This window comes from Microbacterium sp. SLBN-154 (assembly GCF_006715565.1).
Taxonomy (GTDB): Bacteria; Actinomycetota; Actinomycetes; order Actinomycetales; family Microbacteriaceae; genus Microbacterium.
Window position 1 is genome coordinate 134,035 of sequence record NZ_VFNL01000001.1, and the last position, 22,398, is coordinate 156,432.

The window sequence follows — 22,398 nt, forward strand, 5'->3', positions numbered from 1 at the left end:
TCATACTGTGGACGTCAATCCACCGTCGACGAGGATGCTCGTCCCGGTGATGTATGCCGCGTCGGGACCCAGGAGGAAGGCGACAGCGCCGGCGACGTCGTGAGGCGTGCCGAAGCGGCCCAGCGGAATGTGGGTGAGGTGCCCGGCCCTCTCATCACGGGTCGTGCCGTTCCAGGCCCGCGTCATCACCGAGCCCGGAACGACGGCGTTGACTCGAATGGCCGGCGCGTACTCGACCGCGAGTTGGCGGGTGAGAGCCATCACCCCGCCTTTCGCGGCAGCGTAGGCGGGGTGCCTCGGCCAGGCCGCGATGGCGTGCACACTGGCGACGTTCACCACGCTCCCCCGCTCCGACAGCAGCTGATCATGGAAGGTTGCGATTGACCGGTACACCGCCCCGAGGTTCACGGACAGTTGGTTCTCCCACTGCTCCTCGGCCAGCTCGTGCGCCGCGGCGAGGGTAAGCGTGAAGGCGTTGTTCACGACGGCGGCGACGGGCGTCGAACCTCCGTCCACACGGCGGCGGAGATCGCGCCACGACGACCGGTCTGCGACGTCCAGAAGAACCGACTCTGCGCGGCCGCCAGCCATCTCGATCGCCTCCGCGACGGACCCCGCGCCAGCCTCGTCTATATCGGCGACAAAGATTTTCTCGAAGCGGTCCGCAAGGCGGTGGGCCGTCGCGGCCCCGATTCCGTGAGCTGCGCCGGTGACGAGTAGCGCGCCCATCATCGACCCTCACGCAGAAGTTCGATCACGGCGAGCAACGCAGGTCCCTGACCCCAGGGCACAACGAATCCGCGCGGCACGTGGGCATAGTGGTCATCCACCGTCGAGGTGTACACCGCGGACGAGACCAGACGCAGGGAGCCGTCGGCGTCGAAAGATCGCGAGAGCGCCTGTGCGGCCTTACCCACGGCTTCGGCCACCAGGTCATGCCCGACGATGCCCGATCGAGCGGCACGCAGAAAGCCGGTGATCATGAACGCCGTCGTGGAGTATTCGTCGCCCGAGTCCGGCTGCGTCAGCACGACAGGCCAGTGGCCGTCCGCGCGCTGACAACGGATCATCGCGCCGATCAGGCGCTGGACGGATGCTACGAGCAACGCCAGCTCCTCAGCATCCGCTCCACCCGGGTGAGTGCCGATCACGTCGAGCAGGCCGAGGAGCGCCCACCCCTGGCCGCGCCCCCAGCCCGGCCCGAAGAGTCCTTCCTCGCCCCGGAGGAGGAAATGGTGGAACAGTCCGTTCGCGCCCTGGAGCAGGGAGACGAACCCGCGGGCCTGCTGCAGTGCGGCTGCAATGAGGTGATCGTCGCGGAGCGCGTTTCCGAGCGCCATCAGGAACGGCGGATCGAAGTGCAGCGAGTCGACGCAGATGCAGGGTGGTGGGGATGCCAGCAACCGCCGATCGCGATCGCGCATGTCCGCATCACCATATGGCGTGATCAGGGGGGCGCTCTCCCAGAGCTCGTAGACGCCGTCGATCAGAGGCCTGCTCATAAGGTAGGTGGCGAGCTCGGCCAACCCGTCGATCAGCCGAGGGTCACCGTAGCGCTTCGCGACCGACACCAGAGCACTCCCCGGGACCGTGGCATCGAGTCGGACGAACGGTCGTGATCGCGTCTCCCATGCCCGTCCCCAGCCGTGCACGAAGGACGCCCACCTTTCCTCGTCCGAGAAATCGGCCCACGATACGAGCGCCTCGAATGCGACAGAGTCGCCGAAGTTCCATGTGGCGAACGGCAGGCGGGTGATCCCCTCAGCGAGCCCCCGGGCGAAAGACTCGTCCAGCAGAGCGGGTTCGGGTGGCCCGCTCTTCTGGCTGCGTTGCAGCCACTTGCGTGAGTCGATCTCGGCGTCGTACGCGTGCGCGCCCCAAGCCACCCCGTCATTCATGCGAGAGCCCAACGATAGTCGCCGGGGACGCCGCTGCGGCGGACGATCCCCCGGGATTCGAGATCCTCGAGGTGGCCGATCACCGGGTAGGCCAGCGCACCCTCGGTGCCTTCCTGCGGCCATGACCCAGCCAGAGGATTCACTGCCTCGAGCAGATCGTCCAGGCTCGCCCCCTCTCGTCGGCCCAGTTCATCGACGACGATCTGCTCCAGCTCGGTCGTATACGAGCGACTTCGGTCGAGGAACAGCGACGCTTGTCGAGAGCCCATGGTCGGGTAGTGTGCCGTCAACAGCAGAGCCGGCTCCATCGTGGCGAGCTGGGCGATCGTGCGCCGGTAGTCGTCGACGTAGCGGTAGGTGGGCGGGAAGGCGGGAGTGCCGTCCGCGAGGTCGACGGACTCTCCGAGGACCGCGTCACCGACGATCAGAACGCTCCCATCGTGAACACCGACCGCTATGTGACCCTCGGTGTGACCGGGTACGTGGTGCACCCGGACGGTGACCCCGCCGAGGTCAAGTGCATCGCCGTCCTCCACGACCCCGTCCAGCCGCCCTGCGCCGCCGACTTCGCGCATCCAGGCGATCGTCTCGGCGGACTCGTCGAGACCGTACTCCTTGGCGAAGCCCCGCCCTCGAGAGGCGAGGAAGCTCTCGATGTCTTCCACGATCGGTCGATCTCGCTCGTGAGCGAGGAGGCGGGCGGAGGGAAGGTGAGCTCGCACGTCCTCTATGCCACCGAAGTGGTCGACATCGCAGTGCGAGACGAGCACCGTCCTGACCGCGGCCGGTTCCACTCCCACCTCTGCGAGCGCGGGCAGCAGACTGTCCGTGATCGTGCCGCGGACGCCGGTGTCGAAGAGAAGCGCTTCCCGGTCGCCGCGAACGAGATAGAGGCTGAGCAGTCGTCCGCCGAGCATCGAGTCGATTCGGTGCACACGCGGCGCCGGTTCGGTGAGCTCGTAGTGTCGCGACATGTCATCGACCGCGGAACTGCGGAGTCCGCTTCTCGGCGAACGCCCGACGTCCCTCTTCGGCATCCTCGGTCATCATGATGTACGCGAAGGAGTCATTCTCCACGAGCAGCGCGGCCTCCATCGGCAGGTTCTCAGCCGAACGAATCATGAACTTCGTCCGCTCGATCGCAATGGGCGATAGGGAGGCGATCAACTCCGCGAGCTCGACCGCGCGGGGGACGACATCCTCTGGCTCGAGCAGTTCTTGTACAAGCCCGACGGCATGCGCCTCCTCTGCCCCCATCGGGAGCCCTGTCATCAGCAGCTTCGCCGCATGCCCGGCGCCGATAAGTCGGGTGAGGAATTGCGTCTGCCCCGATCCGGCATGCCATCCCCATCTGATCTCGCCCGCGGAGAACGCAGCGCCAGTTCCTGCAATCCGGATGTCCGAGGCGCACGCCATCTCGAGCCCGCCGCCGTAGGCATACCCGTTGACGGCAGCGATGACCGGCTTGCGAATCTGCCATACGGCCCGAACGTAGTCGCGCCGTCGATCGAATCGGTTGCGGTATTCCCAGTTGGTTCCGTACTCGCCCAGATCGTTGATGTCGCTGCCCGCGCTAAACGCCCGAGTTCCCTCGCCGCGCAGGACCACGCATCGGATGTCCGCATCGTTGTTGATCTCGTAAACGAGTTCATTCATCTGGCGGTCCATGTCGACCGTCATCGAGTTGAGCTTGGACGGCCGGTCGATGATGAGGTGCGCGTAATGGCCTTCGCGGTCGAGTCGGACGGAGCCGGGCAACACAGACATGGGTCTCCAATCGGTTGCTCTTATTATATGACCATTAGACCGAAAGACAAGTCCTGCTCTCGCGCCGGGGACGCGCTCACCCGTCCGCGGAGGTGGCGGCCTGGAGGATCTGCTGTACATCCTCGGCCGCTCGACACATCATCCGGTCGGTCAGTGCGAACGCCGCTTCCGAGTCCCCGTCGGCGATGGCGCGGAAGATCTCGCCGTGCTCGTCGACGAATGTGAAGTCAGCCGGATCACTGTGCATCAACGCGTCGCGCGCGCGAAGCGCCGGCTCCAGAATGACCTCGATGCGCTGCAGCAGCTCGTTGCCCGCGGCTGCGAGTATCAGGCGATGGAAGTCGAGGTCGGCTTGGATCAGCACCTCATGACTCTGACTGTCTCGCATGCGCTGGACGCTCCCCTCGAGCAACGCGATCTGCTCGGGGCTCCGACGCTGCGCCGCCATCGCCGCGGCGTGCGGCTCGAAGATCTGCCGCACTTCGCCGAGTTCCGTCAGGAGCAGGGGATCGACCGAACCTGCCGTGCGCCACGCCATGACGTCGGCATCCAGGAGCTGCCAGCGTGAGCGCTTTGTGACGTAGGTCCCGGTCCTAGGCCGCGCGTCTACAAGCCCTTTCGCCGCCAAAACCTTGAACGCCTCGCGCACGACCGTGCGGGACACCCCGAACTCGGCCAGCACGGCGTCAGGATCGATCAGCTCTCCTGGTCCGATCTGTCCGCGGAGGATCCGCGAGCCGAGCGCGTCAACGACCTGCCCATGCAGGCCACGTCCTCCGTAAGCGCTCACCTTGCGATCATAGAGGCGGACCGGACCGACGGAGGAGAGCCGGCCGGTCCGAATCCGGACAGGCGCCGATTAGCACCGTCACCGGGCCAGTTCGGTGCGTGTCGACAGCAGGGCGCCGCTATCGATGAGACGGTCGATCGATGAGGAGTCGACTCCGGCGTCCCGAAGGATTGCGACGGAATCCGCTCCCAGCGCGGGCGCACCCTTGCGGATCGCCGTCGGCGTGCCCGAAAGCCGGATCGGCGGCCTGACCGTCCGGACCGGCGCTCCTCGACCCGCCGAGGGCTGCTCGACGAAGGTTCCCGTCGCAAGGAGGTGCGGATCGTTGACGAGATCGGGATAGTCGTAGACCGGCCCGGCCCAGACGCCGTGCTCGTCTGCCAGCCGTACCCATTCCGCCGTCGTACCGCCGACGAACCGGTCGCGGATGTGCGCGAACACCTCGTCGCGACGATCGTGCCCGTCGTTATACGCACTGAGTGAGGCGAGCCACGGATCGTCCAGCATTGCACCGAGGGCCGGCAGGGGCGACATGGCGAGCGTCAGCCAGCCGTCCGCAGTCCGATAGACGCCATACGGCGCGGGTATCGCTGCGTGGGCGGAAGGTTCCGCGGACCGCTGGGGATTGAAACCCGTATTGAGGTACGTGACAAGCTCCTGGAGCTGCGCGTCGAGAACGACCGAGTACATGTCGACCTCGACGTGCTGGCCATCGCCGGTGCGCTCCCTCGACTGCAGCGCCGCCAGGATGCCGATAACCGCCTGGTACCCCGTCATGACGTCCGCCGCCCAGAGCGCGCCGGGAGCCGGATCGTCGTCCGCTCGGCCCACGGAGAACATTGAGCCGGAGTATCCCTGCACGATCAGGTCCTGTCCCGGTCGATCCGCGTAGGGTCCGGACGCCCCGTACCCGGAGATCGAGCAGTAAATCAGTCGAGGGTTGAGCTCTCTGAGCTGTTCGTAGCCGATACCCAGACGCGTCGCGGTTCCGCGTCGGAAGTTCTGGATGAAGACGTCCGCTGAGCGGATGAGCGTTCGAAACGCCGTGAGCGCTTCGGGATCCTTCAAGTCGATCGCGAGCGAGCGCTTGTTTCGATTCACCGCGACGAAGGTCGTCATCTGTCCGTCGACGGTCTGATCGCCGAAACCGTGGGTGCGATTGAACTCGCCCCCGTTCGGACTCTCCACCTTGATCACATCGGCACCGAGATCGCCGAGGCGCGTGCCGGCGAGGGGTCCAGCGAGCATCTGCGTCGCATCGAGAACACGCAAACCTGCGAGCGCTCCCTCACGGTGAAGATCCGTCGTCATAATGTTCCCTCTCGTCGCGACGGCCCGCGGACCGTTGATATGTGAAGCGTTAAAATAGTATTATATGAATCCCATACATAACGATAGGGGAAGATATGGCCGTCAAGATCCATGACTCCGCAGATGACCTCCGTGTCTCCGCGAGCGGGTACTCCTGGTCACTGAACAAGCGCGACGCGACGTTCACGCTCCGCGATTCGACGGGTCGCACCGTCGCCACGGGGAGCGCCCAGCCAAGCGTCGAAGTCAGCGAGAGCGAGACCGGTACTCTCCGCAACGAGTTGGGATTCCTGGCGGAGACGCGCACGGAGGACGATCGCGCTGTGGAGCTGATCTTCCGCGGGGTCAACGGCGACGGCACGACACGCGTGCGGTACGACTTCGACGACACCGTGATCCAGACCGCCCCGACCCGGTACGCCTCTCCGTCCCGCACGCATGTCGAGTCCGTGAGCCTATTCGCCCGCAACGATGCGGACCACGGCCCGGTTCCGGGATTCCACTCCCAGTTCTTCCTGCACCCTGGCTCGACGGAGTCGTCGATTCTCGCGCCGGTCATCCCCGCCAAGGTCCGCCTCAGCATCGTCTCGACGATCGGACGCGGCAGCACAGATGAGAACGCCTTCGTCCAACAACAGTGGGGTCTGCCGCCCTACTTCTGGGGCGGATGGTCGATCGATGGTTGGGGAACGTCGAAGAACGCTCTCACGAAGCACTCGTCAGACGTTCTCGTGATGGGCCTCCTCGACGTGCCCGCGGGCGACATCTTCGTCCGCTACTTCGACGAGTACGCGACCCCGTTCGTGCGCGTCTTCGGCAGCAGGTGGGGCACCCACCTCACCGGGGATGGCGATGTCACCGTGGGTACCCCGTGGGTCTGGGCGCTTGGCACGGATCTCCGTCGAGCGATCGATGAGTACTTCGATGCGCTCCAGCACCTGGGAATCGTGACCCCGAAGACCCCCTCCCCGCTGAAGACGAAGCGGGTGACGATGTCGCAGTGGAACACCTGGGGTGCGCAGGTGGCGAACGACTGGGCAGCCAGCGACCTCAGTCAGCAGTCGCTCGAGCTGATGTACGACCAACTCGGTTCGAGCGGGCTGGAACCGGAGATGTTCGTCATCGACGACCGCTGGGAGGCGAGCTACGGCCAGTTGCGCCATGACGAAGAGCGATTCCCGCGATTCGAGGAGTTCCTCGACCGAGTGCGCGGGGACGGTCGCGCGATTGGCCTCTGGGCCGCCTTCCTGCGGTGCCAGGACCCGGCGAGCATGGGGTTGACGGTGGACGACATGCTCAAGGGCCCGGACGGCGAACCCGTGATGCGCTCCATCATCGCCGAGCCGTACTACCTGTTCGACGTCTCGAAGCCGCACGTAGCCGAATTGCTGTCGGAGACTGCGCGGCAGTTCATGCGCCGCTACCGTCCCGACCTCGTCAAGTTCGATTTCGGCTATGAGCTCCCCTCTATGCGGAACGCCGCGCCCGAAAGGCGAGAGTGGGGTGGAGAGCGGATCCTGCTGGAAGCCCTCAAGATCGTCGTCGGTGCCATGCGCGAGGTCGATCCCGACGTCGTGGTGATGTACTACAACCTTTCGCCGCTCCTCCTCGACTATGTCGACCAGCACAGCACCGACGACCTCTATCTCAACGCCGGCGAATACGGCGCGGAAGTCAACCGGCGACTCTTCTTCAGCTCGCTCCTCACACGGTTTGGCGTGCCCACCTATGGCTCGGGAGGGTACGACTGGAGGGAGGTTCGCGACATCTGGTTCGACACGGTGGCATCGGGTCCGCTCGGCTCGCTCAACAGCTTCGACGGGGACCAGAGCGACACGACGCCGAGTGCGCTGGACATCGCCCGCTACCGTGGTCTCAGCAAGCTCACGCGACGCAGCACCGAGCCCGCGAAGGTCGAGGCGCTCGACTCGAAGACTCACGCTGGGTCCACGACTGCCCACGCACGATCCTGGCTTCGCACCGAGCGCGACGGTGTCACCGTCGCCGCCCTCCGCACCACACCCCGCGACGGCGCGTTCCTGCCTGCCGAGGTGTCGGGGTTGATCCACGCCACCGGTGATGTCGTCGTCGCTTCGCTCGACGAGCGGCCGATCAAGGCTGCGCAGACGCTCGGAGTGGTTCCTGCCGGAAAGGGCACGCTCCGCGTGGCTTCGGTGGCGGAGGGAAGCGCGATCGCTCACGCGATCCTTCGCGACGGGGAGACCGCAGTCGATGTCGCTCTCAGTGACGGCTGGATCGAGCTAGAACTCTCCCCGACGATCGCCGATGAGCCAGTGGAGTGGATCAGGGTTCAGATTCAGTCCGCCTGACACCGAGAATGAGGCAAATTGCTCGACGGAGAAGGAGAGGCCCATGTCATCGCCACCCACCGCAGTAATCACGGGAGGCGCGGGCGACATCGGCGGCACCATCGCCCGGACGCTGTCTCGCGATGGCTTCCGCGTCACGATCACCGACGTGCTGCCCGAAGAGACCGGGCGGGTGCGGGCTGATGAGCTGTCTGTGGGGATGCCGGTGGAGTATCACCACGTCGACACCACCTTGGCCGCTGACGTCGGGGCTGTGATCGAGCGCGGCGAGGGACCCCTCGACGTCGCTGTCCTCTGCGCGGGGATGGTGAGAGCGCAGCCATTTCTCAGTGTCGGGCCAGAAGTATGGCGACGGACTCTCGACGTCAATCTGACCGGCGCGTTTCTCGCCGCACAGGCTGCAGCGCGCCGCATGGTCGCGCGGAAAACAGAAGGTGTCCTCATCTTCGTTAGCTCATGGGTTGCGGAACGACCCTGGCCGGAGATATCCGCCTACAGTGCTTCGAAGGCGGGGATGAATCAGCTCATGCGCTCCGCGGCGCTGGAACTGTCAGCGCACGGCATCCGCGCCAATGCAGTCGCGCCGGGAATCGTGATGGCTGGACTTGCCCGTACCCAATTTGAAACCGAGCCACAGTATGCCGCCCGCGCATCACGCGCCATCCCGCTCGGCCGCCCGCAGACCCCGCAACAGATCGCCGACGCCGTTGCGTTTCTCGCCTCCCCAGCCGCTGAGAGCATCACCGGGAGCGTGTTCACCGTCGACGCGGGAAGCTCCCTCGGCACGCTGTCCTAAGCGACTCAGATATTGACGATTGTCGACACCCGCGTTGCCGTTTCCGCAGGGAGTGAACCTACTGCCCGCGAATCGAGTGAAAGCGGCGCCAGACCAATGGACAAGCTCAACGGGCCATCCGCCGTCGGTTTCGCCACCACCCTCTCTGCGCTCGCCGCCGTGGGCGCCGTGACGGGCCTTGTCGTGGGGTCGCTGCAGTCTCTGGCGCTGCCCCGGCGACTTGGCTGGACGCGCCTCGTGTGGGTGCCGGCCTCGGCGGCGATCTGGGCGGTTGGGTGGAGCGTGACGACCCTCGCGGGAGTGGGAGTCGACAGGCAGTTCGCCGTCTTCGGCGCGACCGGCGCCCTTGCCGCAACTTTGCTGAGTGGCGTTGTGCTGATGGTTCTCGCTCGAGTCTCCCCCTCACGGAACGAGCGGTTGGGTAAGAATCGGACCGTGGGGGTGACGTGGTGAGTGGCGGCAGCGGTGTCCACGTGGTCTTCGGCACCGGCCCGGTCGGCCGCGCAACCGCAGAAGCGCTCCTTCGCCGGGAGATACGCGTGCGGATGGTGAATCGGTCGGGCCGCTCCCCTCTCGGCGAGCGCGTCGACGTGGTCGCCGGCGACGCCCGCGACGCGGACTTCGCAACCCGCGCCGCGAACGGGGCCGAGGCGGTCTACCAGACCCTGAACCCCGAGTACCACGAATGGGAGACCCAGTTCCCACTCCTCCAGCGAGGAGTGCTCGCCGCCGCCCAGCGCGTCGGCGCGCGCTACGTGGCGATGGACAACGTCTACTCGTACGGCGATCCGCACGGCGAGATCCTCACCGAGACAAGCCCAGAGAACCCGCACACACGGAAAGGGCGGGTTCGGAAGCGCATGGCCGACGAACTATGGGAGGACCACCGAGCGGGCCGTGTCGCGGTGACAAGCGGACGAGCATCGGACTACTACGGACCCGGGGCGGGAAATGCCTCACCCATCGGAGACCCCGTCATCTCAGCGGTCCGCAAAGGGAAACGCGCCGCCTTATTCGACAGCCCTGACACGGTCCACTCCTACACATTCATCCCGGACATCGGCGAGGGACTTGCCGAACTGGGGACCAACGATCGCGCGCTCGGCCGCGCATGGCATCTCCCAAACGACCCGAATCCGCGCAGCAGCCGGCAGATGGTGGAATCCTTGGCCCGCGCGCTTGGAACCACGGCGAAAGTCACGACCATTCCGGTGTTCGCGCTTCGCGCGGTAGGCGTGATCAATCCAACCGTGCGGGAACTCATCGAAATGGCCTACGAGTTCCGCAGCGCCTTCGTCGTGGACAGCACGGCGATCACCCAGGAGTTCGGCCTCCGCGCGACCCCAATCGACGAAGCATGGCAGCGAACTCTCGCGGCCGTGACCGCACCCTGACCGGATGCCATTTCGCCGGCTGGCACCGTCGAACCCGTCCAGCTATTCGCTTCCCTCCACCAATTCTCCAGCGGGCGACCACCGCGACTCTCGGTGTTTCGCGCAATCGGGCATCGAGTGGGTGATGCGGCCCCGCGCTGGCTCGCCAACAGCCCCTCCGCAGACGCAGACTCAGCCGCTAATCGTCGCTTGGTACTTCAATCGTTTGGATCGGCTCACAATGTTCTTCCCGTTGGGCTTGACTCTCACCTAGGTGCAGGGTTGAACACTAGGAGGGTCATGTTCACCATCGGAGATTTCGCGACCTTCACGCAGGTGTCGGTTCCCGCGTTGCGGCTGTGGGACAGGCGAGGGCTCCTCAGGCCCGCGTATGTCGATCCGCGTACGGGATACCGGTTCTACAAGGCCGAGCAGGTCATCGCCGTGCACCGTGTTCAGGCGTACAAGGCGCTAGGTTTCACGCTCACGCAGATCAGTGGACTCCTCACGTCCCCGCCTGCCAGCGCGGAACTCAGCGGCATGCTGGCGCTTCGTCGGGCTGAGGCGGACGCCGAGCGTCGACGAAGCGAGGCTCGGATTGCGGCGATCGAAGCGAGACTCCGGATATTGGAAAGGAATCCTCACATGAGTTACGAAGTCACTCGGAAGTCGGCGCCGGCAGTCCTCCTCGCAGCGATCTCGCAACGAATCGATGCCGCCGAGGACACGCCCGAACGCTTGTACCAAGTCTTCGGGGCTCTTTTCGGCGAGCTCTCCGCGGAGCTCGGAAGGGCCGGCGTCGATCCGACCGGCCCTGCCTGGAGCCTGTACGACCGTTCCGACGATGCCGGCATCGTCGTCGCCGCAGCATTGCCCGTCGCAGAAGCAGTGGACTCTGCCGGTCGCGTCACCTTCATCCAGCGCCCCGAAACCGATGTCGCATCCACCGTTCACCTCGGTGATGTCATCGAGCTGGGGAGCGCCTATGCGGCGATCATGTCGTGGTTGGAAGCGAGTCACTTGACGCCTGCGGGCGGTGCTGCGGAGATTTCGCTGGTTTGGGACCCTCGATCTCCGGAATCGAACGTCACGGAGCTGCAGATCGCCATCGCCACTTCTCGGGGGGACTCATGACTGCCATGACAGCGCGCGAAAAATTCTTCCGCGCCGCGCCACCTCGGACGAAGCGCCTCAAAAAGGGCTTTGCCGGCGTCCCTGCAGGCTCCCACCTCCATATCTCCTCACCCGCTGCTCTCGCTGAGGCCATTGGGAAAGTAACCATGGGTCAGACGATGAGTGTGCGCGAGCTACGAGAGAGCGTCGCCGTCCAGCAGCAGGCTGACGCGACCTGCCCGGTCACGACCGCGATGTACCTGCGAATCATCACTGAGATCGCGATGGAGGACCTTTTCCGTGGGGTTGATGTCGACGAGGTCACCCCATTCTGGCGAGTGATCACGCCCCACGACCCGATCGCGAAGCGCGTGCCTGGTGCGCCCGAGATGATCTCGACCCTGCGACAGGTCGAGGCAGGAAGAGCAACGCAGTGAGCCCGGCTTTGCAGGCGTTCCTCCAGGGAGGGATTCGGGGAACGGGTCAGAACCCGGTGGTGTACTTCGAGGTGCCCGTCGCGCGGCTGGAACGAGCGATCCGCTTCTACGAGGCCTTGCTCGAGTGCTCGTTGGAGCCTGTCATTATTGATGGCCAACGAATGGCTCTGTTTCCCGTTCAAAGCCACGCCCTGGGAGTGACCGGCGCCCTCGCCGAGGGCGAGAGCTACAGCCCCAGCGGGAGTGGAGCGAGACTTTATTTTGGAGTCCGTAGCATTGGCGAGGCAGTGGGCCGAGCGATTGAAGCTGGCGGAAGCCTGCTCGACATAGGGGTCCTTGACGATCTCAGCGAGATTGTGGATCTTTGGGATACCGAAGGCAACCGCGTAGCACTTTTGCTTTCCGAATGACGACCGCGTCGAAGTAGCTCCTCCACGTGAGGCCACTACAGGCAGACCCGAAGCACGTCGGAGGTCCCATGTCTCAGGTGCCGTTTCCTGATGGTCGGTGACGATTCAAGGGGAAGTAATCCACTTGCGTCAAGGGGAAGTGGTTCACTTGCGCGGGAGCGCGGCGACTAGCACGATCGCGAGGCTGAGGAGCCCGGCTCCGACCGCGCAGAGGGTCAGCGCGAGCAGGAGGCCGGCTCCCGGCATCCGTCCCCGGTCGCGCTCGCGGGCGAGGATGTCGTTGACGACGCCGTAGCGACGTCGAGCCGACACCCACAACCACCCCGAAGTGAGCAGTCCTGCCACGCCGAGCAGCACCCACCATGCGCTGCCGAAGACGGCGGGGATCAGCCGCATCGCGACGATCGAGCCGATGCCGAGCGCCAGCGCGGTGCGCCGCCATGCCAGCTCGGTACGCTCCGGTTGCAGCCCTGGGTCGAACAGCGTGCTCATGCGAGGAGGATCGACAGCAGCACGAGAGCGCCGGCCACGGTGACGGCGGCGGCGATCACCGGACCGAGCAGCGACGCGGGAAGCGGCTGAGCGTTGCGGAGCGCACGCTCGGCGCGCATCCAGTTGACCCACGCGAGGCCCGGCACGATGACCCCCACGATCACCAGCACGAGGCTCGCGGCGAGCCGCAGTTCCGGGTGCAGCTGCAGCCCCAGGAGTTCGAGGGCCACGCCGCCGGCGATCAGGGCCAGCGCAGTGCGGATCCATGCCAGGAATGTGCGCTCATTGGCGAGAGTGAAGCGCGCGTCGGGCTCGGTTCCGTGCCGGAAGACGGATGCCGGAAAGCGGCGGTCGCCGCTCACAGGGCGACCGTCCGGAAGCCGGCGTTGCCCATCGACGAGTCGGGGGTGTTCTGCGACCGCGCGGAGTTTCGATAGCGGTTGCAGTAGGAGATGTGGCAGAGGTAGCTGCCGCCGCGCAGCACCCGCGCCCCGCCCCGGTCGGGCCCTGCCGGCGAGTCCACGGGCGAGCGTCGGTAGTACCCGGGGTCGAACCAGTCCTGGCACCACTCCCACACGTTCCCGACGCTCTGCCACAGCCCGTAGCCGTTGGGTTCGAAGCTGCGCACCGGCGCGGTCGTCAGATACCCGTCGTCGCGGGTGTTCACCCGCGGGAACTCGCCCTGCCAGATGTTCGCGCGCCATCCGCCGTCATCGACCTCGTCGTCACCCCACGGGTACTTCGCCCCCGCGAGACCACCGCGTGCGGCGTACTCCCATTCCGCCTCGGTCGGCAGCCGGCGATCCGCCCAGTCGCAGTACGCCTGCGCATCGTTCCAGCTGACATGGACCACCGGGTGATCGCCGAGCCCCACGATCGAGGAGTCCCGCCCGCCCGGGTGCGCCCAGTCCGCTCCCCGAACCCCCACCCACCACGGCGCCGCCGGCACAGGACCCATGAGGTCCTCGCGCGGGGCGGCGAGGGCGAGGTGGAACACCGCGGAGAACCCGAAGCTCTCCGCCTCGGTGACATACCCCGTCGCCTCGATGAACCGCGAAAAGTCGTCGTTGGTGACCGTCGTAGCGTCGATGGAGAAGCCTTCCAGGCGCACCTCGTGCAGCGGAGTCTCACCGTCGGCCGGGTTGCGGTCGCCGGAGGCGTCGCCCATCGTGAACGAACCCGACGGGATCGCGCACTGCGCGATCCCGTGCCGACCCGTCCCCGCCACGGCAGACCCGGGCTGCCGCGACGCACCGCCTAGGCTCACCGCCACGGCCGCCCGCGACGGCGTACCGCAGCTGCATCCCGGTCCGCAGGGTCCACTCGAGGTCGACACGATCCCACCCTAGATCGCGGCGGAGAACCGGTCCGAATCCCCTCAGATCCGACCCAATGACAGCGCTTCATGTCGTATCTCGACCAGTCCAGCGTTCGAGGCTGCCCTAACCCGCTCGATCTGCGCCTCGAGCAGGCGCGAAGGGATTTGTCCGATCAGGTCCAGCGCGTAGGTCCTCGATCATTGCTTTGTCTCGACCACTTTGGCGCGAGAAACGAAATCCAAGGGCTCGCCGGATCCCAAGAATGGAATTCTTCTGGTAGCGTTACCACATACAAGGCCGATCGATGAATGCATGCAACCCCGCGTGACGGGCAACCGCGAGTTAGAAGGGCCGAGGCGATTATCGTGGCAGCGAACGCCCTCCCCCAAGGGAGCTCGGCTGTTGTCACTGGTGCTGGCGGGGCATTAGGCCGGGCGATCTCGTTCCGACTTGGTTCCGACGGATTCGCCGTCGGCGTCCTCGGACGCGAGAGCGCCCATCTTCGCGAGACCGCCGACCTCCTCACCCAGAACCGCGTCCCCCACCGCGTGCTGCCCGTCGACCTCCGCGACGGCGCGGCGCTGGACGCCGCGCTCAGCGAGACCGAAGAAGAACTCGGCCCTCTGGGCGCGCTCGTCAACAACGCGGCGATCTATCCGAGCACGCCGCTGTTCGACATCTCCCAGGCAGAGTTCGAGGACGTCGTCCGCGTCAACCAGACCGCATACTTCTTGGCAGCCCAAGGCGCTTCCCGGCGCATGGCTGAGCGCGGGACCGGCGCAATCGTCAACATCGGATCGATCACCTTCCACGGCGGCTGGGCGAACCTCGCGAGCTACGTGACCACGAAGGGCGCTGCGGTCGGAATGACCCGAGCTCTGGCCCGCGAACTCGGCCCTCTCGGCATCCGCGTGAACGGGGTCTCCCCTGGAGCGTTCCCGACGAAGGCCGAGGAGATCCACGAAAGTCCCGCGCAGTACAGCGCATGGGTGATCGACCGCCAATCGCTCAAGCGCCGCGGAACCGACGCCGAGCTCGCCGCCGTCGTGTCGTTCCTCGTGAGCCCTGACTCGTCATTCGTCACCGGCCAGACGATCAACGTCGACGGCGGATGGATCATGGAGTGAACCTGATGCCCTTCCCCGAAACCGCCCCGTCGACCGCCGATCTGCGCCGCCGCGCCGGCGATCTGGCCGCCTTCGCCGGCATCCAGGAGGTCGTACTGAAGAACGGACGCGAGGAGGGCGTGCGAGCCCTCCTGCTCCGGAACGCCTCGGGACTGGAGGTGGAGGTGCTCATCGACCGCGCCTTCGACCTCGGCTCGGCGCGCTATCGTGGCGTGCCGTTCGGGTGGCGCAGCGGCAACGGCTTCCGTCATCCGGGACTGCACGAGTCGGATGCCGAGAACGGCCTCTCCTGGCTTCGGGCTCTGGACGGACTCCTCGTCACCGGCGGACTCGACCACGCCCTCTTCGGCGGCGAGTACGACGCCACCCACTACGCGTATCCACCCAAGCAGACCGTCAAACACGGGCTGCACGGCCGGTTGACGGCGATCCCGGCCCGACTCCTCCGAGTCGAGGAGGACTGGCTGCAAAGCGGAGGCGTGCTGCGCGTGGTCGGCGAGGTGATCCAGGCGACATCTTTCGGCGAGCACCTGCGCCTCATCCGAACCATCGAACTCGACGTCTTCGGGAACGAGCTGCGGGTCCACGACGTCGTTGACAACCTCGGCTTCGAGCCGACTCCGCACATGTTCCTCTATCACCTCAACATCGGCTATCCATATGTCGACGAGGGAACCGCACTGGTGGCCCCGATCGCAGGCCACGAGTGGGCATCCGACTCGACGACGCAACAGGGTGTCCCCTACGACGTGCTGTCCGCACCGGTCGACGGGTTCGTCGAGCAGGTCTGGGAGCATGCGCTCACCGTCGGCGACGACGGCCGCCACCGCGTCGCGCTCCACACCCCCGATGCCTCCCGCGGCATCGAGATCTCGTGGGATGCAGCCACCCAGCCGTTCTTCTTCGAATGGCAGAACCTCCGCGCCGGTCAGTACGGCGTGGGGCTGGAGCCCTCCAGCACCCACGTCACCGGGGAGGCGGCCGCGCGCGAGGACGGCAGCCTGACGTGGCTGGCGCACGGCGAATCGCGCGCCTACGACCTCACGGTGCGCGTACTCGACGGCACTTCGGAGGTCGCCGAATCCGCGTCTCGCATCCGCGCCATCGGTCCGCAGCCGTCTGCATCTTGATCACCCGCTACTCGAGAGAGACCTCCAATGACAGACGACAGCTCCTCAGCGCCGAAAGGAGTCCTCAGCGGATACCGCGTGCTGGACTGCTCGATCGCGATGGCGGGCCCTTTCGCGGCGCAGCGCCTGGGCGATCTCGGCGCGGACGTCATCAAGGTCGAGCCGACAGCCGGCGAGTGGCAGCGCCATGCGGCGGCCGGCGGTGCTCGGGGCAACCGGATCAACGTCTCCTTCCTGTCCTTGAACCGCAACAAAAGGTCGTTCGCGGTGGACTTGAAGGCACCCCACGGGCGCGAGCTGGTGCACCGGCTCGTCGCGGAGTCCGACGTCTTCCTGCAGAACTACCGCCCGGGAGTCGCGCAGCGCCTCGGCGTCGACTACGAGACGCTGCGCGAGATCAACCCCGCCCTCGTCTATGTGTCGATCTCGGGCTACGGCGAGGACGGGCCCTATCGCGATCGCCCGGGACAGGACCTCCTGCTGCAGGCCCTCTCCGGAGCGATGCTCTCTGCCGGCGCGGCCGGAACGCCGCCGCAGGCGGCCGGGCAGTATCTCGTAGATGCCGTGACCGCGTCGACCGCGTTCGAGGCGGTGCTCGCAGCCCTCCTGCACCGCGAGCGGACCGGTGAAGGCCAGCGGGTGACGGTGAACATGCTCGACGTCATCACGACGCTGCAGATGCAGGAGATCTCCGTCTACACGATGGGGGGCGTGCCGCAGGAGCGTAGCGACCAGCCTCACGCGCACGTCTACATCCGCTCCCCCTACGGCACATTCGCGACGACGGATGGGTACCTTGCGCTCGCGATGCCGCATCTGCCCACGCTCGGCGAGTTGATCGACGAGCCCGCCTTCGCCGACATGGACGGCGAAATCGACGGCTGGGACCGGCGAGACGAGATCTACGCGAAGGTGGCGGACAAGCTGCGCACCCGCAGCACCGCCGAGTGGTTGAACCTCTTGGGCTCCGCGGGCATCTGGGTGGCGCCCGTCTACTCGTACGAGGATCTCGTCAACGATGCTCAGATCGCGCATAACGGGACGATGGTGGAGTACGACCACCCGACCGAGGGACGGGTCCGCACCCCCGGCTTCCCCTACCGGTTCTCCCGCACTCCGGCGCGCATAGTCCGCGGCGCACCGCTCGCCGGCCAGCACACCCGTGAGATCCTCCGTGACCTCGGCGTGCCGGCCGAGCACGTCGACGCCTTGCTGGACGAGGGCGTCATCGCCGCCGCGAGCGCTGCGTCATGACGACCGTCCTCACCGGCCTGACCTGGGATCACCCGCGCGGACGCGAGGCTCTCGAGGCGGCGCGGGCCCACGCGGCCTCGGTCGGCGTGGACCTGACCTGGGACGTGCAGTCGCTGGAGGGCTTCGAGTCCGCCCCCATTGCCGAGCTCGCGCAGCGGTACGACGTGATCGTGCTGGATCATCCGCACCTCGGCGACGCCCTGGCTTCGCGTTGTCTCCGCCCGATGGAAGCCGTCGTCGGATCCGACGTCCTTAAGGACATCGCGCACCGCGCCGTGGGCCCCTCCCTCGCCTCGTATCGACTCGCGGGATCGACCTGGGCGCTCCCTCTCGACGCCGCCACCCAGGTCAGTGCACGCCGCACCGACCTCCTGGACCAGGAGCCCCGGACGTGGTCGGATGTCGTCTCCGTCAGTGCCCGGCATCCCGTCGCCCTGTCGGTGTCCGGACCGCACGCATACCTCTCGTTCGCATCGATCTGCCACAGCTTCGGTGCACCGCTCTCCGGCGGCGCTTCCGAGACGATCGTGGACACGGGGGTCGGGTCGCTCGCGCTCGGCATCCTCCGCGAGCTGTCTCGGCGGGGGCCGCGCGGCTCCGAGGCGCAGAATCCCATCGCGCTCCTCGAGCGGATGATAACATCCGACGACATCGCGTACATCCCCCTGGTCTACGGCTACGTGAATTATGCGAACCGGCGCCGCACGCGCGCTGTCACGTTCGCAGATGCGCCGGAGGGTGTCGGCGGGGTCACCGGTTCCACCATCGGAGGCACCGGCATCGCCGTCACCACGCGGGCCGAGGTCGCCGCCGGACTCCGCAAGCACCTCGTCTGGCTCCTCGGCGACCAGACCCAGACAGGTTTCATCCCCCTCCACCAGGGTCAGCCGTCGGTGCGAGCCGCATGGGAGGACGACGCGGTGAACGGCAGCACAGGCGACTTCTATCGACGCACCCGACGCACGATCGAGCGCGCCTGGGTGCGACCCCGGTTCGCGGGATTCGTCCAGCTTCAACGCGAGCTGTCTCGCGTCATCCGAGAGGCCCTCGCGAACGACTCCGAGCCGAGAACCGTGCTGGAGCGGATGACGGCGCTCCAGAACGACGCGGTCGCCCGCGCCGACCTCTCCACCTTCGAGGAGGCAGTCTCATGATCCACAGCACCATCGACGAAGTCGTCGTCGAGACGGACGGGCACGTGGCGTTCATCACCCTGAATCGTCCGGCCAAGCTCAACGCCGTCACTCCGGAGATGTCGAAGGAGCTCACCCGGCTCGCCCACGCGATCAACGACGACGATGACGTGCGGGTGGCCGTGCTGACCGGCGCCGGCGAGCGCTCGTTCTGCGCGGGGTCCGACATCCGCACGCTGGACGAGTACGAGACTGCCTGGGCCTTCCGCAATCGCGTGGACTACTGCGACGCCCTTCGTGAAGTGCGCAAGCCCCTGATCGCCGCCGTCAACGGCTACGCCTTCGGCGGCGGGGTGGAGACGGCGATGATCTGCGATATCCGCCTTGCGGCGGACACGGCAACCTTCGCCGCATCGGAGATCAAGCTGGGATGGATCGGCGGCGGCGGGATGAGCGCATTCCTCGCGCACAGCGCCGGCCCGAGCAACGCCGCGATGATGCTGCTCACCGGCGACCCGATCGGCGCAGCGACCGCCCAGGCGTGGGGTCTGGTCACGGAGCTTCATCCGCGCGAGAGACTGCTCGCCCGCGCCTCCGAGCTCGCACACACGATCGCCAGCCGCCCGCCGATCGCGGCGCAGACCGCGAAAGCGAACGTCCGCGCCGCCTACACGATGCCGTTCGACGACGCGATGCGATACGAGCGCGATCTGCAGACCATCTGCTTCGCCACCCAGGACGCCGCCGAGGGGCGCGCCGCGTTCACGGAGAAGCGCGCCCCGCGTTTCGAAGGCCGATGATGGCCGATCCCCGACACTCAGGAGTCCCGTCGATGACCTGGTTTCCCGCCCTCACGGCCGCCCTTCCCGCCGACGCGAGCGACGCGGTGCTCATCGGGCGCGTCTGGGAGCCGGCCGCGCAGGGGCCGACGCCGGTGCTCGTCGACGACGGCGTCGTCCGAAGCCTCGCGGCGACGTACCCGACGGTGAGCGCGCTCCTCGAGGAGGACGACCCGGCCGCAGCCGCGCGCGCGGCACGCGGGGCAGACCTCGGCGGGCTCGACGACATCTATGCCAACACCCGCTTCGATGATCGCGACACGGAACAGCCCTGGCTTCTGGCACCCCACGACCTCCAGGCGGTGAAGGCCGCGGGAGTCACCTTCGCCGTCTCGATGATCGAGCGCGTCATCGAGGAGCGGGTGCGAGGCGATCACTCCGCCGCCGCCGAACTCCGTCACGTGATCGCCGAGCGTGTCGGCGGCGATCTCGGCGGTGTGCAGCCCGGCTCCGAGCGAGCCGCTGAGCTGAAGGACTTCTTCGTCGCAGAAGGACTGTGGTCGCAGTACCTCGAGGTGGGTATCGGCCCGGATGCCGAGATCTTCACCAAGTCGCTGCCTCTCGCTTCGCGAGGCACGGGCGAGCAGATCGGCATCCTCCGCTCGTCGCAGTGGAACAACCCCGAGCCGGAGGTCGCCCTGGCGGTGTCCTCGCGCGGGGCCGCTGTCGGCGCCCTGCTCGCGAACGACGTCAACCTCCGAGACATCGAGGGCCGTAGCGCCCTGCTCCTTCCGAAGGCGAAGGACAACAACGCCTCCTGCGCCACGGGGCCGTTCATCCGGCTCTTCGACGACCGGTATGGCATCGACGACGTGCGCTCGGCCGAGGTCTCGGTGCGCGTCGAGGGCAAGGACGGCTTCGTGCTTGCCGCCGCGAGCGATATGCGCCAGATCAGCCGCGACCCGCTAGACCTCGTGGCGCAGCTGATCGGCCCCCACCATCAGTACCCCGACGGGGCGGTGCTCATGATGGGCACCCTCTTCGCCCCAATCGAGGACCGCGATGAGCCGGGCCTGGGCTTCACTCATAAGCGGGGCGACGTCGTAGAGATCCGCTCGGAATCGTTGGGGACGCTGGCGAACGTCGTCGACTTCAGCGAAGACTGCGAACCATGGGACTTCGGGATCACCGGCTTGATGAGGAATCTCGCTGGTCGGGGGCTCTTGTGAGCGAGGATCGGACGGTCAGCTCGCCGCGAGCGACCCGCAGGAAGACCCGGGATGTAACGGTGTTGATCGATCTCGGCTTCACCCTCGTGCGCTGCGGCAGCGCCTGATGAACCGACCTTTGGAGATCTCATGCCCGAGACGCTGACCACCACCGACCCGCGCACCGGCACTCGCTCCGACACAGGGATCGCGCCGACATCCGGCGACGAGGTAGCTGTGATCGTCGCGCGGGCGAAGGATGCCGCGCAGGAGATCGCCTCCCGCAGCCGCGCGTGGCGCGCTCGACTCCTTGATGGCCTCGCCGATTCGCTCGAGGAGCACCGAGACCGGCTTGTATCGACCGCGGAGACGGAGACCGGCCTCACCGCAGCCCGCCTTGAAGGCGAGCTCAGTCGCACGACGTTCCAGCTGCGACTCTTCGGAGAGGCCGTCCGCGAAGGCGGCTTCCTGGAGGCGGCGATCGACCATGCGACTGAGACCCCTCTGGGCCGCCAGCCCGACGTCCGGCGGATGCTGGTTCCGGTCGGCCCGGTCGCCGTGTTCGGGTCGAGCAACTTCCCGTTCGCGTTCTCGGTGCCGGGCGGCGACACGGCATCCGCGCTTGCTGCAGGGAACCCGGTCGTCGTCAAAGCTCACAGCGCGCACCCGCTCACCTCGAAGGTGAGCTATGAGGCGCTTCGTGCCGGGGCCGAGCGCGTCGACGCACCCGAGGGCACCCTCGGCATCGTGTTCGGACAGCAAGCCGGTGTCACACTCGTGGAACACGCGGCCATCGCCGCGGTCGGATTCACCGGCTCCCTCGGCGCCGCCCAGCACCTCCGCGCCGCAATCGAGGGCCGACCCCGTCCCATCCCCTTCTACGGCGAGCTGCAGAGCGTGAACCCGCTGGTCATTACAGAAGCAGCCCTGCGGGCGCGGGGTGCCGAGATCGCGGTAGGCCTCAGCTCGTCGATCACGGCATCCGGCGGTCAGCTCTGCACCAAGCCGGGCATCGCCTTCGTCCCCGCGGGCGACGCTGCCGATCAGTTCGCGAGGCGACTGGGGGACGCAGTCGGCGCGTCAGATCCAGGCGTCCTCCTCAACGAACGGGTTCTTGCATCATTCGGCGAGAGCGTAGCGTCGCTGGAGGCGGCGCCCGGCGTCATCGCCCTCACCGGGGCGACAACCCCCGACGGCACCGGCTTCTCAGTGGCCCCCCGCGTCCTGCGCGTTCAGGCGCGGGACCTCACGACCGCGCATACAATCGAGGCCTTCGGGCCGCTCGTCCTCGTCGTCGACTACCACGATGTGGACGAGCTCGCCGTTGCACTCGCACAGGTGCCCCATTCACTCACCGCGACCCTTCACGTCGAGGACACCGACCTGGGCCGCATCGTGGAGCTACTACCCGTACTGCAAGAGGCGTCCGGCCGCATAGTGTTCAACGGCTACCCCACCGGCGTGCGGGTGTCCTGGGCACAGCACCATGGCGGACCCTGGCCCGCGACCAACACCGTGCACACCTCAGTCGGAGTGACCGCGATCCGTCGATTCCTGCGACCGCTGGCGTGGCAGAACGCTCCGGAGACGCTGCTTCCCGAGGAGCTCCGCGACGACTTCGCCGAGATCCCCCGCCGCGTTGATGGGGCACTAATCACAACCTCCAGAAGCGGCGGTTCGTGATCGTTCGGGCCGATCGACGCTCCAGTCGGGGTCGGCGAGACCGGGGAC

At 66.8% G+C, this 22,398-nt stretch carries 23 protein-coding genes; 14 read left to right on the forward strand and 9 right to left on the reverse strand.

All coding sequences use genetic code 11. The annotated features are described in order from the left end of the window. The 6 genes from FBY40_RS00725 to FBY40_RS00750 all read right to left on the reverse strand — a co-directional run bounded on the left by FBY40_RS00725 (nucleotide 1) and on the right by FBY40_RS00750 (nucleotide 5,766). On the reverse strand, nucleotides 1–732 hold the full coding sequence (locus FBY40_RS00725) for an SDR family NAD(P)-dependent oxidoreductase (RefSeq protein WP_141935568.1): 732 nt from the start codon (nucleotides 730–732) through the stop codon (nucleotides 1–3). Then, on the reverse strand, nucleotides 729–1,886 hold the full coding sequence (locus FBY40_RS00730; RefSeq protein ID WP_160141308.1) for a glycoside hydrolase family 88 protein: 1,158 nt from the start codon (nucleotides 1,884–1,886) through the stop codon (nucleotides 729–731). The genes FBY40_RS00725 and FBY40_RS00730 overlap by 4 nt, the downstream gene beginning before the upstream one ends. Before the next feature lie 8 nt (nucleotides 1,887–1,894). Further along, nucleotides 1,895–2,872, reverse strand: coding sequence for an MBL fold metallo-hydrolase (locus FBY40_RS00735; protein WP_160141309.1), 978 nt, complete (start codon nucleotides 2,870–2,872; stop codon nucleotides 1,895–1,897). 1 nt (nucleotide 2,873) lies between these two features. After that, nucleotides 2,874–3,659, reverse strand: a complete 786-nt coding sequence (locus tag FBY40_RS00740) for an enoyl-CoA hydratase/isomerase family protein (protein ID WP_200829901.1) — start codon at nucleotides 3,657–3,659, stop codon at nucleotides 2,874–2,876. Nucleotides 3,660–3,741: 82 nt separating this feature from the next. Beyond that, complete coding sequence (locus FBY40_RS00745; RefSeq protein ID WP_141935574.1) at nucleotides 3,742–4,455, reverse strand: FadR/GntR family transcriptional regulator; 714 nt, start codon at nucleotides 4,453–4,455, stop codon at nucleotides 3,742–3,744. A 78-nt stretch (nucleotides 4,456–4,533) separates the two neighbouring features. Next, nucleotides 4,534–5,766, reverse strand: coding sequence for a CaiB/BaiF CoA transferase family protein (locus FBY40_RS00750; protein ID WP_141935577.1), 1,233 nt, complete (start codon nucleotides 5,764–5,766; stop codon nucleotides 4,534–4,536). A 95-nt stretch (nucleotides 5,767–5,861) separates the two neighbouring features. Here FBY40_RS00750 and FBY40_RS00755 point away from each other — a divergent pair, with 95 nt between their 5' ends. The 7 genes from FBY40_RS00755 to FBY40_RS00785 all read left to right on the forward strand — a co-directional run bounded on the left by FBY40_RS00755 (nucleotide 5,862) and on the right by FBY40_RS00785 (nucleotide 12,225). Then, nucleotides 5,862–8,096 (forward strand): hypothetical protein, encoded by a 2,235-nt coding sequence (locus tag FBY40_RS00755; protein WP_141935579.1) that lies wholly within the window; start codon nucleotides 5,862–5,864, stop codon nucleotides 8,094–8,096. Nucleotides 8,097–8,139: 43 nt separating this feature from the next. Then, complete coding sequence (locus FBY40_RS00760; protein WP_160141311.1) at nucleotides 8,140–8,892, forward strand: SDR family NAD(P)-dependent oxidoreductase; 753 nt, start codon at nucleotides 8,140–8,142, stop codon at nucleotides 8,890–8,892. A 96-nt stretch (nucleotides 8,893–8,988) separates the two neighbouring features. Beyond that, complete coding sequence (locus FBY40_RS00765; RefSeq protein WP_141935583.1) at nucleotides 8,989–9,345, forward strand: hypothetical protein; 357 nt, start codon at nucleotides 8,989–8,991, stop codon at nucleotides 9,343–9,345. Further along, the gene (locus FBY40_RS00770; protein ID WP_160141312.1) at nucleotides 9,342–10,286 is read left to right on the forward strand and encodes an NAD-dependent epimerase/dehydratase family protein; all 945 of its coding nucleotides are present in this window, start codon (nucleotides 9,342–9,344) and stop codon (nucleotides 10,284–10,286) included. The genes FBY40_RS00765 and FBY40_RS00770 overlap by 4 nt, the downstream gene beginning before the upstream one ends. Before the next feature lie 279 nt (nucleotides 10,287–10,565). Beyond that, on the forward strand, nucleotides 10,566–11,399 hold the full coding sequence (locus FBY40_RS00775) for a MerR family transcriptional regulator (protein WP_268815543.1): 834 nt from the start codon (nucleotides 10,566–10,568) through the stop codon (nucleotides 11,397–11,399). Continuing rightward, nucleotides 11,396–11,815: a hypothetical protein gene (locus tag FBY40_RS00780; RefSeq protein ID WP_141935588.1), complete on the forward strand. Its 420-nt coding sequence runs from the start codon at nucleotides 11,396–11,398 to the stop codon at nucleotides 11,813–11,815. The genes FBY40_RS00775 and FBY40_RS00780 overlap by 4 nt, the downstream gene beginning before the upstream one ends. After that, a complete protein-coding gene (locus FBY40_RS00785; RefSeq protein WP_141935590.1) occupies nucleotides 11,812–12,225 on the forward strand; it encodes a VOC family protein in 414 nt (137 codons plus the stop codon). Before FBY40_RS00780 ends, FBY40_RS00785 begins: the two co-directional genes overlap by 4 nt. Nucleotides 12,226–12,369: 144 nt before the next feature. Here the strand turns inward: FBY40_RS00785 and FBY40_RS00790 are convergent, their stop codons facing one another. Genes FBY40_RS00790 through FBY40_RS00800 form a run of 3 tightly spaced genes read right to left on the reverse strand, consistent with a single transcriptional unit; the run spans nucleotide 12,370 to nucleotide 13,885 of the window. Next, a complete protein-coding gene (locus tag FBY40_RS00790; protein WP_141935592.1) occupies nucleotides 12,370–12,717 on the reverse strand; it encodes a DUF202 domain-containing protein in 348 nt (115 codons plus the stop codon). Further along, nucleotides 12,714–13,079 (reverse strand): YidH family protein, encoded by a 366-nt coding sequence (locus tag FBY40_RS00795; RefSeq protein ID WP_141935594.1) that lies wholly within the window; start codon nucleotides 13,077–13,079, stop codon nucleotides 12,714–12,716. Before FBY40_RS00795 ends, FBY40_RS00790 begins: the two co-directional genes overlap by 4 nt. Then, nucleotides 13,076–13,885 carry a formylglycine-generating enzyme family protein gene (locus FBY40_RS00800; RefSeq protein ID WP_235014400.1) on the reverse strand — a complete coding sequence of 270 codons (810 nt, stop codon included), beginning with the start codon at nucleotides 13,883–13,885 and terminating at the stop codon, nucleotides 13,076–13,078. Before FBY40_RS00800 ends, FBY40_RS00795 begins: the two co-directional genes overlap by 4 nt. A gap of 516 nt (nucleotides 13,886–14,401) precedes the next feature. On the opposite strand from FBY40_RS00800, the gene FBY40_RS00805 reads away from it, so the two are divergent. The 7 genes from FBY40_RS00805 to FBY40_RS00835 all read left to right on the forward strand — a co-directional run bounded on the left by FBY40_RS00805 (nucleotide 14,402) and on the right by FBY40_RS00835 (nucleotide 22,350). Further along, nucleotides 14,402–15,163 (forward strand): SDR family NAD(P)-dependent oxidoreductase, encoded by a 762-nt coding sequence (locus FBY40_RS00805; RefSeq protein WP_200829902.1) that lies wholly within the window; start codon nucleotides 14,402–14,404, stop codon nucleotides 15,161–15,163. Between the two features lie 5 nt (nucleotides 15,164–15,168). Then, a complete protein-coding gene (locus FBY40_RS00810; protein ID WP_141935601.1) occupies nucleotides 15,169–16,293 on the forward strand; it encodes an aldose 1-epimerase family protein in 1,125 nt (374 codons plus the stop codon). Between the two features lie 27 nt (nucleotides 16,294–16,320). Next, nucleotides 16,321–17,547, forward strand: coding sequence for a CaiB/BaiF CoA transferase family protein (locus FBY40_RS00815; protein WP_141935602.1), 1,227 nt, complete (start codon nucleotides 16,321–16,323; stop codon nucleotides 17,545–17,547). Further along, the gene (locus tag FBY40_RS00820; RefSeq protein WP_141935604.1) at nucleotides 17,544–18,701 is read left to right on the forward strand and encodes a carbohydrate ABC transporter substrate-binding protein; all 1,158 of its coding nucleotides are present in this window, start codon (nucleotides 17,544–17,546) and stop codon (nucleotides 18,699–18,701) included. The genes FBY40_RS00815 and FBY40_RS00820 overlap by 4 nt, the downstream gene beginning before the upstream one ends. Then, nucleotides 18,698–19,480: an enoyl-CoA hydratase/isomerase family protein gene (locus FBY40_RS00825; RefSeq protein WP_141935605.1), complete on the forward strand. Its 783-nt coding sequence runs from the start codon at nucleotides 18,698–18,700 to the stop codon at nucleotides 19,478–19,480. Before FBY40_RS00820 ends, FBY40_RS00825 begins: the two co-directional genes overlap by 4 nt. Nucleotides 19,481–19,512: 32 nt before the next feature. Further along, entirely contained in the window at nucleotides 19,513–20,688 is a 1,176-nt protein-coding gene (locus tag FBY40_RS00830; protein WP_141935607.1) for a fumarylacetoacetate hydrolase family protein, read from the forward strand. Between the two features lie 129 nt (nucleotides 20,689–20,817). Further along, on the forward strand, nucleotides 20,818–22,350 hold the full coding sequence (locus tag FBY40_RS00835) for an aldehyde dehydrogenase (NADP(+)) (RefSeq protein ID WP_141935608.1): 1,533 nt from the start codon (nucleotides 20,818–20,820) through the stop codon (nucleotides 22,348–22,350). Nucleotides 22,351–22,398: the final 48 nt, after the last annotated feature.